Source organism: Pseudomonas sp. TH37, assembly GCF_016650735.1.
In the GTDB taxonomy this organism is placed as follows: domain Bacteria; phylum Pseudomonadota; class Gammaproteobacteria; order Pseudomonadales; family Pseudomonadaceae; genus Aquipseudomonas; species Aquipseudomonas farris.
This window is the reverse complement of sequence record NZ_JAEKFD010000001.1, coordinates 545,312-558,916: the sequence shown is the minus strand read 5'-3', so window position 1 is coordinate 558,916 and position 13,605 is coordinate 545,312. Positions and strand designations below refer to the sequence as shown.

Annotated in this window: 15 protein-coding genes; 11 read left to right on the top strand and 4 right to left on the bottom strand. The window is 58.5% G+C overall.

All coding sequences use genetic code 11. From position 1 onward, the window contains the following. Nucleotides 1-463: 463 nt before the first annotated feature. The 4 genes from JFU11_RS02645 (at nt 464) to JFU11_RS02630 (ending at nt 5,652) form a co-directional block, all read left to right on the top strand. A complete protein-coding gene (locus tag JFU11_RS02645) occupies nt 464-2,068 on the top strand; it encodes a tetratricopeptide repeat-containing response regulator (protein ID WP_201059665.1) in 1,605 nt (534 codons plus the stop codon). Then, nucleotides 2,065-2,757, top strand: a complete 693-nt coding sequence (locus JFU11_RS02640; RefSeq protein ID WP_201059663.1) for a HAMP domain-containing sensor histidine kinase — start codon at nt 2,065-2,067, stop codon at nt 2,755-2,757. The genes JFU11_RS02645 and JFU11_RS02640 overlap by 4 nt, the downstream gene beginning before the upstream one ends. A gap of 199 nt (nt 2,758-2,956) precedes the next feature. Next, entirely contained in the window at nt 2,957-4,198 is a 1,242-nt protein-coding gene (locus JFU11_RS02635) for a glutamine synthetase family protein (protein WP_201121232.1), read from the top strand. 71 nt (nt 4,199-4,269) lie between these two features. After that, nucleotides 4,270-5,652, top strand: coding sequence for an MFS transporter (locus tag JFU11_RS02630; protein ID WP_201059659.1), 1,383 nt, complete (start codon nt 4,270-4,272; stop codon nt 5,650-5,652). A 65-nt stretch (nt 5,653-5,717) separates the two neighbouring features. On the opposite strand, the gene JFU11_RS02625 is transcribed toward JFU11_RS02630, so the two are convergent. The 4 genes from JFU11_RS02625 to flgA form a co-directional block, all read right to left on the bottom strand. Continuing rightward, entirely contained in the window at nt 5,718-6,464 is a 747-nt protein-coding gene (locus tag JFU11_RS02625) for a flagellar brake protein (RefSeq protein ID WP_123720603.1), read from the bottom strand. Nucleotides 6,465-6,552: 88 nt separating this feature from the next. Then, entirely contained in the window at nt 6,553-7,020 is a 468-nt protein-coding gene (locus tag JFU11_RS02620; RefSeq protein WP_123720604.1) for a flagellar protein FlgN, read from the bottom strand. A 48-nt stretch (nt 7,021-7,068) separates the two neighbouring features. Continuing rightward, nucleotides 7,069-7,395 carry a flagellar biosynthesis anti-sigma factor FlgM gene (gene flgM / locus JFU11_RS02615; RefSeq protein ID WP_008071796.1) on the bottom strand — a complete coding sequence of 109 codons (327 nt, stop codon included), beginning with the start codon at nt 7,393-7,395 and terminating at the stop codon, nt 7,069-7,071. A gap of 177 nt (nt 7,396-7,572) precedes the next feature. Next, the gene (flgA, locus tag JFU11_RS02610) at nt 7,573-8,334 is read right to left on the bottom strand and encodes a flagellar basal body P-ring formation chaperone FlgA (protein WP_123720605.1); all 762 of its coding nucleotides are present in this window, start codon (nt 8,332-8,334) and stop codon (nt 7,573-7,575) included. Between the two features lie 81 nt (nt 8,335-8,415). Here flgA and JFU11_RS02605 point away from each other — a divergent pair, with 81 nt between their 5' ends. From JFU11_RS02605 to flgE, 7 genes are all read left to right on the top strand, one after another. After that, nucleotides 8,416-9,348, top strand: coding sequence for a chemotaxis protein CheV (locus JFU11_RS02605; RefSeq protein ID WP_123720606.1), 933 nt, complete (start codon nt 8,416-8,418; stop codon nt 9,346-9,348). A gap of 46 nt (nt 9,349-9,394) precedes the next feature. Continuing rightward, a complete protein-coding gene (cheR, locus tag JFU11_RS02600; RefSeq protein ID WP_052966597.1) occupies nt 9,395-10,222 on the top strand; it encodes a protein-glutamate O-methyltransferase CheR in 828 nt (275 codons plus the stop codon). A 116-nt stretch (nt 10,223-10,338) separates the two neighbouring features. Next, nucleotides 10,339-10,527, top strand: coding sequence for a hypothetical protein (locus tag JFU11_RS02595; RefSeq protein ID WP_201059656.1), 189 nt, complete (start codon nt 10,339-10,341; stop codon nt 10,525-10,527). Nucleotides 10,528-10,589: 62 nt separating this feature from the next. Continuing rightward, nucleotides 10,590-10,997 carry a flagellar basal body rod protein FlgB gene (gene flgB / locus JFU11_RS02590; RefSeq protein WP_007899124.1) on the top strand — a complete coding sequence of 136 codons (408 nt, stop codon included), beginning with the start codon at nt 10,590-10,592 and terminating at the stop codon, nt 10,995-10,997. A 3-nt stretch (nt 10,998-11,000) separates the two neighbouring features. Beyond that, nucleotides 11,001-11,444 (top strand): flagellar basal body rod protein FlgC, encoded by a 444-nt coding sequence (flgC, locus tag JFU11_RS02585; RefSeq protein WP_007899122.1) that lies wholly within the window; start codon nt 11,001-11,003, stop codon nt 11,442-11,444. Nucleotides 11,445-11,459: 15 nt separating this feature from the next. Then, nucleotides 11,460-12,149 (top strand): flagellar hook assembly protein FlgD, encoded by a 690-nt coding sequence (gene flgD / locus JFU11_RS02580; RefSeq protein ID WP_123720607.1) that lies wholly within the window; start codon nt 11,460-11,462, stop codon nt 12,147-12,149. A 31-nt stretch (nt 12,150-12,180) separates the two neighbouring features. After that, entirely contained in the window at nt 12,181-13,494 is a 1,314-nt protein-coding gene (gene flgE / locus JFU11_RS02575; RefSeq protein WP_123720608.1) for a flagellar hook protein FlgE, read from the top strand. The last annotated feature ends 111 nt before the right edge of the window (nt 13,495-13,605 follow it).

The following is a 13,605-nucleotide window of genomic DNA, read 5'->3' as shown; positions in this document are numbered from 1 at the left end:
TTATGTCGATTTGTTTTTGGCGAAGAGGGCGTGGGCACTCAACACGGGTGGAGCTAAAATGAGCTGAAACCCAAGCGGGGCATGGGCTGGTCGAGTCGTGCGGCCCTGGAAAACCATCAGATTTCAGCACTCTGCTGTTAAAAAGCCCCGCCAGAGCGTTCTTTCTGGCGGGGCTTTTTCATGCTCGAACCACCCGACGACTTACATGGAGAGCCTGTCATGACAGCCAAATGCGCAAATGCACTCCCACTGCTTCAAGGGAACGCGACTACTGGCCGATAACCCGACCAGTCGTTGTCATTTTTACTTCTGGCGGCCGGCAACTGTCATCACGGGTTTATGCGAAATTGCTTGATAGCCTATGGCCTCCCGCTATCATCTGCGCGCCAAAAAGGCCGCGAAACCGAGCTCGCCCGTGTGGTTGCCTTTGGGTTGTTCTTCTTAAATTGCCTGGAAATCTTCGATGCTGTCGTATCACCAAAAGAGTTTTCTGATCGTCGATGATTTCTCGGATTTCCGCAGTTCCGTCAGGTCCATGCTGCGGGAGCTGGGCGTCAAGGACGTCGACACCGCTGATACCGGTGAACAGGCGCTGCGCATGTGCTCGCAGAAGTCCTACGACTTCATCCTGCAGGACTTCCACCTGGGCGATGGCAAGAAGAACGGTCAGCAGGTACTTGAAGACCTGATGATCGAGAAGCTGATCAGCCATGAAAGCGTGTTTGTCATGGTCACCGCCGAAACCAGCCAGGCCATGGTGCTCAGCGCACTGGAGCATGAGCCTGATGCTTACCTGACCAAGCCGTTCAACCGTTCGGGCCTGGCCCAGCGCCTGGAGCGCCTGGAGCAGCGCAAAACCTTGCTCAAACCGATCCTGCAAGCCCTTGACCGGGGCAAACCGGTTGAAGTGCTCAATGCTTGCATCGCCCTGTGCAAACAGGACATTCGTTACTCGCCGCTGTGCCTGCGTTACCGCGCCGATGCGTTGCGCGACTTGAACCAGAACGAAGCGCTGGAGCGCCTGTACGACAGCATCATTGCTGATCGGCCTTTGCCTTGGGCGTTTGCCGGGTTGGGCCAGTTGCTGTTCAAGCGCGGCCATGTCAGCCAGGCCAAAGGCATTTACGAAAAAGCCCTGAAAGTCTTCCCGATGATGCCGGCCCTCTACGATGGCATGGCCGATGTGCTGGTCTGCGAAGGTGATACCAAGGCGGCGCAGCGAGTCTTGGAAGAGGCTATTCGGCTGTCGCCGTTGGCGGTGCGCCGGCAAGCGTTGCTGGGCAAGCTGGCGATGGCCAACGAAGATTTTGATACCGCCTCCAGAGCCTATCGCCAGGCCGTGGCCCAAGGGGCGCAGTCACGTTTCAAGGATGCGGAAAGCAACCTCGGCCTGGCCCATGCCTTGATCAGCAAAGGCAGTGAGAAGGGCCTGGACACCCGGACCCGCCTAGAAATCAATACAACGCTGAGTGCGGTGGCGAAGGAGAATCCTTCCGACCCCGGTTTGCAGATTCGTGCGCGTCTGATGAAGGCCACCAGCCTGTTGCTCAACGATGCCGAAACCGCCGAGAAGCTCACCGAACAAGCGATGATGCGCCTCGATGGCATGGAGCAATTCATGAGCGCCGAAGCGGCGCTGCTGGTCGCCAAGCAGCTGCAAATGCTGGGACAGGCGAGTGCCGGCGCGTCGATGCTGAAAAACTGTGCGGAAATCTACGGCGACGATCCGGCCGTGATGAAGGACATCGCCAAGCTGACCGACGACCCGACCATCCTCAACTCCAGCAACGCGGCCGCCGACCTCAACCGTCAGGGCGTGCGGGTGTACAAGACCGGCAATCTGGTGGAAGCCCGGGACGTATTCCGCAAAGCCCTGGCACTGCAGCCGAAGAACATCAGTATTGCCCTGAACATGGCGCAGTCGTTGCTGCATGGCACCGACACCAGCGTGCCGTCGGCCGAACTGGAAGAATGTCGCTCCTGCCTGAAAACCGTCGGCCTGATGCCCGATACCGACGCGCGTTATCCGCGCTACCAGAAACTGAAAATCAAGGCGTTCGGCGAATGATCGACAGCGAACCGTCACTCGACTTTTCCACGGTGATTGCCTCCACCGTGCATGACATGAAGAACTCTCTGGCCATGCTGATGCAGGCGCACAGTCAATGGCTGGCGCGCTTGCCCGATCCCGAGCAGCACACCCCCGAGCAGGGTGTGATCGACTTCGAGTTCGCCCATCTCAACGGCATGCTGGTGCAGTTGCTGGGGCTGTACAAACTCGGCGTAAACCAGATGCCGTTGCAGCCGGCCTACCATGAGCTGGATGATTTCATTGAGGCGCAACTGGCGGCTCACCAAGAAGTGTTCGCCAGCCGCGGCATCATCGCGACCTATGAAGTGGATCCGTTGAGCCCGCTGGGTTTCTTCGACCGTGAGCTGATTGCCTCGGTGCTCGCCAACAGCATCAACAACGCCATTCGTTACGCCCGCCATGCCTTGTTGATCAGCGTCAGTGATGAGGCCGGGCAACTGGTGCTGACCGTCAATGACGATGGCGAGGGTTTTCCAGGCGAGATGATCGAGCGTCAGGCCGATTATGTGCAGGGCATCAACCACAGCAGTGGCAGCACCGGCCTGGGCCTGTACTTTGCCGGGCGGATTGCCGCGTTGCATCAGCGCAATGGCGTGGGCGGACGCACTGAAATCAGCAATGGCGGCCCATTGGGCGGCGGCGTGTTCAGCATTTACCTCCCCTGAATACCTTTTTGTTTGACGCTGCTTGATATTCCGAACAGCCGGAGCCTATTTTGTACGAGTCGCCGTTCGCGGCTCGTACAACAACAAGGATTGCGTCATGACAACCGATGGCCATCGTTCACTCGCGCAGCGATTGACGGGCATTGATGAGATTGAATGTGTCACGCCGGACCTGAACGGCGTACCACGCGGCAAGGTAATGACCGCCGAAGGATTTCTTGAAGGGCGGCGTTTGCAGATGGCGCGGGGAGTGCTGCTGCAATGCATCATGGGCGGTTATCCGCCGGCGCGCTTTTACGGCAGTGATGATGGCGACCTGGCGCTGGTGCCTGATCCCGCGCAGATCCACCGCTTGCCCTGGAGCCAGCAGCCTCGGGCGCTGGCCATTTGCGATGCGGACGAGCTGACTGGCGAGAGCTCGCCATTGTCGACCCGTGGCCAACTCAAGGCCGTGATTGCTCGATACGCCGCTCTCGGTCTGGCGCCGGTGGTGGCGACCGAGTTGGAATTCTTCGTCTTCGCGCCCAACCCTGACCCGACACAACCCTTCCAGCCGCCACTGGGCCTGGACGGTCGTCGCGAGGACGGTCATTCGGCGTTCAGCGTCAGTTCCAATAACGGCTTGCGGCCGTTCTTCAATGAAGTCTACGAATGCATGGCGGCTCTGGGCTTGCCGCGCGATACCTTCATGCACGAGATGGGCGTCAGCCAGTTCGAGATCAACCTGCTGCACGGCGATCCGCTTCTGCTGGCCGACCAGACCTTGTTGTTCAAGCATCTGCTCAAAGAAGTGGCGCTCAAGCATGGCCTGACTGTGGTCTGCATGGCCAAGCCGTTGGCGCACACGCCGGGCAGTTCGATGCATATTCACCAGAGCATCGTGGAGATCGGCACCGGGCGTAACGTTTTCAGCGACAAGGCCGGCGAGCCGACCGCGACCTTCCGTCATTTCATCGGTGGTCAGCAGGCCGGCCTGGCGGATTTCACCGCGCTGTTTGCGCCGAACGTGAACTCCTATCAGCGCCTGTGCCATCCTTTCGCATCGCCGAATAATGCCTGCTGGTCCCACGACAATCGCGCGGCCGGGCTGCGCATTCCGGCCAGTTCACCGGTCGCTCGTCGGGTCGAAAACCGCTTGCCGGGGGCCGATGCCAATCCGTATCTGGCGATTGCCGCGAGCCTGGCCGCGGGGTTGTATGGCATCGAGAACAAACTGGAGCCGAGCGAGCCGATCCAGGGTGAGTTCGTTGTGCCGGATAATCTTTCGTTGCCGTGTACCTTGCATGCCGCTCTCGAACGTCTGAAACGTAGCCAATTGGCGAAGGAACTGTTCGGCAAGGAGTTCATCGAAGGCTACATCGCTTCGAAGACCATGGAGTTGACCAGCTTCTTTGATGAAATTACTCCCTGGGAACGGCGTGTTCTAGCAGCCCAGGCCTGACGACACGTCGCCGTCGGGCTATCGTTTGTCGATAGTCCGATATTCACTGCAAGGAGCCGCTCGGAACGCCGATGCGCCAAATCTTGAAATCTTTTCGGGGGCTTTATTTCGCCTCGCTGATGATGTTGATCGGCTCGGGCCTGTTGAGTACTTACCTTGCCCTGCGCCTGGCGGCCGATAAAGTCGACAGCCTGTGGGTCGGTGCGTTGATGGCGGCCAACTATTTCGGCCTGGTGCTGGGTGGCAAGATCGGCCACCGGCTGATTGCCCGGGTCGGGCATATTCGAGCCTATTCAGCCTGCGCCGGGATCGTCGGCGCGGCAGTGCTGGGCCATGGCTTGGTGGACTGGTTGCCCGCGTGGCTGTTCCTGCGGGTGATCGTCGGCCTGGGCATGATGTGCCAGTACATGGTGATCGAAAGCTGGCTCAATGAGCAGGCAGAAGCCAAGCAGCGTGGCGTGGTGTTCAGCGGTTACATGATCGCTTCGTACCTGGGGTTGGTGTTGGGTCAACTGATTCTGGTCATGCACCCGGGCCTGGGTCTGGAACTGCTGATGCTGGTCGCCCTGTGTTTCGCACTGTGCCTGGTGCCAGTGGCCCTGACGCGGCGGATTCACCCTGCGCCTTTGCACCCGGCTCCGATGGAGCCACGGTTCTTCATCAAGCGCGTGCCGCAGTCACTGAGTACGGTGTTGGGGTCGGGATTGATCGTCGGTTCGTTCTATGGTCTGGCGCCGCTGTATGCCTCGCAGCAAGGGTTGTCGACCGAACAGGTCGGTCTGTTCATGGGTAGCTGCATTTTTGCAGGCCTGGTGGTGCAGTGGCCGTTGGGTTGGCTGTCGGACCGCTATGACCGGGCGCTGTTGATCCGCTGCTTCGCGTTTAGCCTGGCGCTGGCTGCGTTGCCGCTGGCAATCATGCGGCAGGTGCCGCTGGAGGTCCTGTTCATCGCCGGGTTCTTCTGTTCGTTGGTGCAGTTCTGCCTGTACCCGCTGGCGGTGGCGTTCTCCAACGACCACGTCGAGGGTGATCGCCGAGTGTCGCTGACGGCGATGCTGTTGGTGACCTACGGCGTCGGCGCGAGTATCGGGCCGTTGGTGGCCGGGGTGTTGATGAAGCTGTTCGGCAGTCAGATGCTCTATGCCTTCTTCAGTTTCTTCGCCTTGGTGCTGGTGTGGCGAATTCGTCCGAAAGCGGTCACCAACCTGCATCAGGTAGACGATGCTCCGCTGCATCACGTGGCCATGCCGGACAGTATGTCGAGCTCGCCACTGGTCGCTTGCCTTGACCCGCGAGTCGATGAGCAGGTGGTGCAGGATCAGATGCAGAACCCGGTCACCCCGGAGGCTGATTTCAATCCGGATGCCGAGCCCGAATCAGCACCTGAAACGGATTCGGAACCCGAAGACCCTGACACGGGGCGCGAGCAAAGCTTTACCGAAGCTCGGCCTTGATCAAGGCATAAAAAAAACGGGCAGTCCCCACAAGGGACTGCCCGTTTTTTTATGGAAGTTGCGTCTCAGAAGTCGTCTTTATCGAAGCGCCGCGCTTCGCGCTGAAGCTGATAGACGAACCGCTCGACCTGCCGCTGCACCAGGCCGCTTATGTTGTGAAAACGCACGCCGGCAAAGGTGGTGTTGATCTTTTCTTCGAAGTGCAGGTAACGCAGCTCGACCGGTGCCGTCATGCTGCCGAAGGGCAGGGCAGCGACGAAACGGTCGTAGACCTGGCCCAGTTGCAGCCTGGCGGTGATGTCGCCTTCGAAGCGCAACTTGCAGCCGGTGGCGGAGATGTCCAGCAATTTGCCTGTGACGGGCGACTTGAGTTTTTCACCACCGAGGTCGACATCGACCAGTTGCGCCAGCTTCAACGCGGCGCGGAAAGCATTGCGGCGCTGGTGATAAACCACCTCATCGGGCAGCGCGCCTCGGTAGCAGCGGCCATCGCCGGATTCGTCGATGGTCAGCGGGCCGTTGCTTTCCCAGGCGATGCGCACGCCGTCGTGAAAGCCTTCGACCTTGAACGGTTCGCCGGCCAGCAGAAAGCGTTCGCCATCGCGAGGGATCATTTCGTCCAGAGTGATCATCTTGCTGTCACGGTCGACGTCCACCAGATAACTCTGAAAGCGCTGGCTGCGCTCGTGGAACGTGATGATCAGCGGATCATGGCTGTCTTGCAGCTGTCGCAGATTGCCGGAGATTTCCAAGGGCGTGGTGAGCACCTTGGGAGGCTGCGTAGCCTCTTCCGCGCTTAAGGCATTGAACACGGGATATCAATCTCCAGACAAATATGACTACCGGCCATCATTCTGCCAGCATGTGTCGCGTCTTGATAGAGCGTGCTCATTGAAAGGCTCAAGCCTGACTGAGCGGGCGTGGTTTTGCGAGTTTGGAGGTTGAACCGCGGGCATCGTAGAGCGCTGGCGGCTCGCCGCCGGTGAGGATTTTCAGCTGGTTGGCCGTGGCGGCCTGCTGCACCAGAATCGACTGGCCATTGTTAACGTTGGCGGCCTGGCATTGGGCCAGGAGGTCGGTCAGCACGTCACTCTGTGCCAGCAATTGGTCGCCAATGCTCGAATGGCTGGCAAGTTGCTCCAGGCCCTGGCGATTGGTCGGCAGGTTGAGGCTGGTGAGGATTTCACTGCGCTTGCGGCCATGCTGCTCGAGCAAAATGATCATTGCCTGTTTCTGCGCCAGAATGTCTTCGAGCAGTGGCATGTCGCGACCGTGCAGCGCGAGGGACTCGGTTTGCAGCAGCTCCAGCAGGTGTTGAGCCGGGGCAAAGTCGTCGATGATCAGTTGCAGTAAATTAGTGTCGTGCATGGCTGGCCTTGGGTTTTAAGCGTCCAAAAGCCTGGCGCGGGCCGTAGCCTAGCGCTGGGCTTCGAAGTTGAGCAGTTTGCTGGCTACACGGTTGCTGTCGACTTTATAGCTGCCATCGGCAATCGCTGCTTTCAACTCGGCCACACGGGCGTTGTCGACGGCAGGCTGATCGCGCAGCTTGTCAGTGACCTTCTGCAACTGTTGAGCCTCATTACTGAGGTGTACCGATTCCCCGCTTTTGGTGGTACTGGCCTGTTCGGCCGGGGTATTCAGCGGCGTGGATTGGCCGGCTTCGGCGGTTTCCTTCGCAGCGCTGGTACGTGTACTGCCCGTAAGTGACGAGGAGCTGTTTAAACGACTGAAATCGATGACCATGACAAAAAACCTCTGGGTATTTGGACGCTTGCCATGTTTTCGGCTCTTCCCCGGAAAACTTTAGGCCCATTTATCAATGAGCTTGCATGCGCCAGCACGTGTCCTGCATGCGGCACAGTTTAGGGAACAGGCGAGTGGCGCGCCATATCTTCACGACACAGAGCCCTGCATGGCCGCTCACATAGAAACTTCCACCTGGCCGGGCGCGGTGACTTGCGCCTTGATGACCCGCTGGGAGTTAAGGTTTTTCACGCGAATCTGTTCGCTCATGCCGCCGTTGGACAACGCTTCACCCGGCATACGTACACTGAGCGTACCACTGCGGGCGGTAATCACCACCTGATCGCCCTTGCGAATCACTTCCGCCTGTTCGAGGTGCACCAGGGTAATGACCTGATCGGCGACCATTGGTCGGGTAAGTTTTTGTCCGATCGCCTCATCGACGGAGGTCAGAAAACCCTGATTTATCAAGCTGATATCGCGTTCGCGAAGGGTTACGTCCTGAGGCTCGATAATCCCTGTGCGCTTGAGGGGGCGAGTGGTGGTCACGATGTCGCGAAACAGCCGTACTTGAGCGGGTACGAAGACTGTCCAGGGGGAGGCGCCGTCGCAGCGAACCTTGACCGTGACCCGACCCAGAGGCCTCGCGGGGCTCTCGAGGGTGGCTGTCAATTCCTTGTCGCACATAGGCATGCGCAGGCGCGGATCGAGTTGGTTGACCTCGATCTCGTAGCGTCCTTGTGTTTGACTCGTGGCCAGATAGTCTTCTACGGTGAATTCAAGAAAGCCCTGAGTGACGCCGATAAGCATGTCAGGCAAGGTAACCGCGTCAGCAAGGACAGGGCTGCCAGCGTTGAACAGGCAAGCGGCCGACACCGCGCAGAGCAATCTGCGACAGGTTGATGTCAGGCGTCGGAAAAATGTCGGTTCTGTGTTCATAAGAGTTAAAAAGCAAGCGCCGTGCCGTTTAGTCATGAATGTGCGTCGCAACACACTTAGCGTTGGTGTAGGAGTCTGGGCATGGCTGGTGTAATGGATTCGGTGAACCAGCGCACGCAACTGGTAGGGCAGAATCGCCTTGAGCTGTTGTTGTTCCGTCTTGACGGCCAGCAGCTGTATGGGATCAACGTGTTCAAGGTTCGTGAGGTGCTGCAATGCCCCAAGCTGACCCTGATGCCCAAGTCCAGTCCTGTCGTGTGCGGTGTGGCAAATATTCGGGGGGCGACCATTCCGATTCTGGATCTGGCGATGGCGACCGGTTCCGGAGCGCTGAAAGATCAAAGCAATCCCTTCGTGATCATCACGGAGTACAACACCAAGACCCAGGGTTTCCTGGTTCGGTCGGTGGAGCGCATCGTCAACATGAACTGGGAGGAGATTCATCCGCCACCCAAGGGCACCGGGCGCGATCACTACCTGACGGCTGTGACTCGGGTCGACAATCAGTTAGTCGAAATCATCGACGTCGAGAAGGTGCTGGCAGAAGTGGCGCCTACGCCGGAAGCGATTTCGGTGGGCGTGGTGGATGTCGAGACTCAGCACAAGGCGTTGTCCTTGCGCGTGCTGACGGTCGATGACTCGTCGGTGGCACGCAAGCAGGTGACCCGTTGCCTGCAAACGGTCGGCGTCGAAGTGGTGGCGTTGAACGACGGTCGGCAAGCGCTGGATTACCTGCGCAAGCTGGTCGACGAAGGCAAGAAGCCGGAAGAAGAGTTCCTGATGATGATTTCCGACATCGAGATGCCGGAGATGGACGGGTACACCCTGACGGCCGAGATCCGCAACGACCCGCGCATGCAAAAGCTGCATATCATCCTGCATACTTCGTTGTCGGGTGTGTTCAATCAGGCGATGGTCAAGAAGGTCGGTGCCGATGACTTCCTGGCCAAATTCCGTCCTGATGACCTGGCATCCCGGGTAGTCGACCGGATCAAAGCAGCAGATAACAGCTAGGGGCCTTCTGCCCCTGGCGGTCAACACGATTTAAGAGGCGGCATCTTTGTCTACAGGTAATTTGGATTTCGAACAGTTCCGGGTATTCCTGGAAAAAGCCTGTGGCATTTTGCTCGGTGAAAACAAGCAATACCTGGTCTCGAGCCGTCTCAACAAACTGATGGAACAGCAGGGCATCAAATCGCTGGGTGAGCTGGTTCAGCGCATCCAGACTCAGCCGCGCAGCGGTTTGCGCGAGATGGTGGTGGATGCCATGACCACCAACGAAACCTTGTGGTTTCGTGACACCTATCCGTTTGAAGTCTTGAAGAACAAGGTGTTGCCTGAAGCGATCAAGGCAGCCCCTGGCCAGCGCCTGCGGATCTGGTCGGCGGCATGCTCGTCGGGTCAGGAACCGTATTCGCTGTCGATGTCCATCGATGAGTTCGAGCGGGTCAACATGGGCCAGTTGAAGATGGGCGTGCAGATCGTTGCCACGGACCTGTCCGGCACCATGCTAACCAACTGCAAGACCGGCGAGTACGACAGCCTGGCCATCGGTCGCGGTCTGTCGCCCGAGCGCCTTCAGCGTTACTTCGACCCGAAAGGGCCGGGGCGCTGGGCCATCAAGGCGCCAATCAAGAGCCGGGTGGAATTTCGCTCGTTCAACCTGCTGGACAGCTACGCGAGCCTGGGCAAGTTCGACATCGTGTTCTGCCGCAACGTGCTGATCTACTTCTCTGCCGAGGTGAAGAAAGACATCCTGTTGCGCATCCACAGCACGCTGAAGCCGGGCGGTTATCTGTTCCTTGGTGCGTCCGAAGCGCTGAACGGTTTGCCGGATCATTACCAGATGGTCCAGTGCAGCCCGGGGATCATTTACAAGGCGAAGTGATTCGTTGACGGCATAAAAAACGGGAGTCCTCAGGGGGCTCCCGTTTTTTTGTGCCTGTAATTATCTCTAAAAATCACCACACCTCCTGTGGGAGCGGGCTTGCCCGCGATAGCGTCATGTCAGTCGACATCTTCATTGCCTGTCACTCCGCCATCGCGGGCAAGCCCGCTCCCACAGGGGGAGATGGTGTTCTTTCGATCGTGATAAGCGGCAGAAAAGCGGCAGGCGGCGGAAATCGGTTGCCGCTTTTCTGGCATTGCCGCCTTGCCATCGCGCGCAAAGCCCCGGTTTACGGGCTTTTTTGAATTGGCACGCCGCTTGCTACGTCCATCGTACGAAAAATCAGGTCACCCGAAGGTTTCCCGACATGAGCATCAGCTTCGATAAAGCGCTCGGTATCCACGAACAAGCCCTGGGCTTCCGCGCTCAGCGTGCTGAAGTCCTGGCCAACAACATCGCCAACGCCGACACCCCGAACTACAAGGCTCGGGATCTGGACTTCTCGAAAGTGCTCGCCGAGCAGAACGAGAAAACCAAAAACGGCAAGTTCGCCTTGAACATGACCAACAGCCGTCATATCGAAGCTGAAGGCCTGGGCAATGGTGACGAGTCGCTGATGTATCGCACGCCGATGCAACCGTCGATCGACCAGAACACCGTGGACGCCCAACTGGAACAGTCGAACTACGCGGAAAACGCGGTCAACTTCCAGGCCAGCTTCACCCTGCTCAACAGTAAATTCAAAGGGCTGGTGTCAGCCCTGCGCGGAGAGTAATCCATGTCTCTATCCAGTGTTTTCAACATTGCCGGTAGCGGCATGAGTGCACAAACCACTCGATTGAACACCGTGGCCTCGAACATCGCCAACGCCGAGACCGTCTCGTCGAGCATCGACCAGACCTACCGTGCCCGTCACCCGGTGTTCGCCACCATGTTCCAGGGCGGCCAGAGCGGCGGCAGCGATTCGCTGTTTCAGAACCAGGATGCAGCCGGTCAAGGCGTGCAAGTGCTGGGCGTGGTCGAAGACCAGAGCAACCTTGAAGCGCGCTACGAGCCGAACCATCCGGCCGCCGATGGCAAGGGCTACGTCTACTACCCGAACGTCAACGTCGTCGAAGAAATGGCCGACATGATTTCCGCGAGCCGTTCGTTCCAGACCAACGCCGAAATGATGAACACCGCCAAAACCATGATGCAGAAGGTCCTGACCCTCGGTCAGTGATAAGGGGCGATTCGTATGAGCGTTATCAGCGATGTTCTGGCCAACTCTTCGGTCCAGACCACTACCACCAAAGACAGCCTGACCACGGCCGCTACCGGCGGGCAGGCGCTGGGCAAGGACGCGTTCCTGCAACTGTTGGTGACTCAGCTGAAAAACCAGAACCCGCTCGATCCTCAGGACAACAGCGAGTTCGTGGCACAGCTGGCGCAGTTCAGTAGCCTGGAAGGTATCACCACGCTGAACGATACGGTCAGTGGCCTTGCCAGCAGCTACAGCTCGTCGCAAGCCTTGCAGGCTTCTTCGCTGGTGGGCCGTTCGGTCATCGCGCAGACCGACAAAGCCGTGGTCGACACCTCCAAGAGCCTCAACGGTACCGTCGTGGTACCGACATCGGTTTCCGCCGCCACCGTCAAGGTCACCAACTCGGAAGGCAAGACCATCCGCACCCTCGAGCTGGGCAGTCAAAGCGCCGGCAACACCAGTTTCATTTGGGACGGTAAGGACGATGCGGGCGTGGTGGCACCGGCGGGCACCTACACCTTCGGCGCAACGACCACCATCGACGGCACGAACACCTCACTGATTACTTACCTGCCAGCAACGGTCAACAGCGTGACCATCAGCCAGACCGGCGGTGAGTTGATGTTGAACCTGGCAGGCATGGGCAGCGTTGCCCTGTCCAAAGTACAAACCATTGGTATATAGAGCCGACTAACACGGCACAAAGGAGTGGAATATGTCTTTCAGTATCGGCCTTAGCGGTCTCTATGCAGCCAACAAACAACTGGACGTGACCGGCAACAACATCGCCAACGTCGCCACCACCGGTTTCAAATCGTCCCGTGCAGAATTCGAAGACGTGTACTCGGCCACTCGCCTGGGTACCGGCAGCAAGACCATCGGTAACGGCGTGCGTCTGGCCAACGTTTCCCAGCAGTTCAGCCAGGGCGACGTGAACAACACCGGCAACGTGCTGGACATGGGCATCCAGGGTACCGGCTTCTTCATCCTCAGTGACAACGGTTCCCTGAGCTATACCCGTGCCGGTGCGTTCAAGACCGACGCTGAAAACTATGTGGTCGATAACAACGGCAACCGTCTGCAGGGTTATGGCGTCGATGCCAACGGCAAGATCATCAACGGTGTGTTGACTGACTTGAAGATCGATACCACGGCCCTCAAGCCGAATCCGACCACCAAAGTCGATCAGACGTTGAACCTGAACTCGGCGGAAACACTGCCGACTGTGGCGACGTTCAGTGCCACCGATACCAATAGCTATAACAAGACCATTTCCACCAAGGTCTACGATAGCCAGGGTAACGAGCACACCATGGATCAGTACTACGTGAAAACGGGGACCAACGCCTGGCGCGTTTATACCTATATGGATGGTCGTTCCCCGGCCAACCCCGCTACCACGCCACCAGCACCGATCACCGCCGACATCACCTTCAACTCTGACGGCAGCATCAATACGCTGACGGCGGGTGCTGGCTGGACCCAGACCGGCAACACGTTGACCATGACCGGTTGGGTGCCAGGCACCATTACCAACGCCGCAACGATTCCTGTGACCTGGGGGCCGAACGGTTCCGTCGCTGCCACTGGCGGTATCGCGTTCAACATGGCGCTGACCACCTCTTACAACTCGCCAACCGCCCGTACCGCCCAATATCAGGACGGCTACGCCACTGGCCAGATCTCCAGCCTGAGCATCGACGCCACCGGCGTCATGACCGCCAACTTCAGCAACCAGCAAACCAAGGCCATCGGCCAGGTTGCAGTCGCCAGCTTCGCCAACGAGCAAGGCTTGCAGCCGATCGGTGGTACCCGCTGGAAAGAAACCTTTGCCTCAGGCGTGGCGGGTGTCGATGCGCCGACAACCGGCACTCTGGGTTCGGTCGTGTCCAACTCCCTGGAAGAGTCCAACGTCAACCTGACCAATGAATTGGTCGAGTTGATCAAGGCCCAGAGCAACTACCAGGCAAACGCCAAGACCATCTCCACCCAGAGCACCATCATGCAGACCATCATTCAGATGACCTGATGTTGGTTAGCGGATAGCGCTTCACAAAGAGCCCCTCGCAAGAGGGGCTTTTTTGTGGGTGGTAAATAAAGATCAAGATCAAAAGATCGCAGCCTCGTTGCACTCGACAGC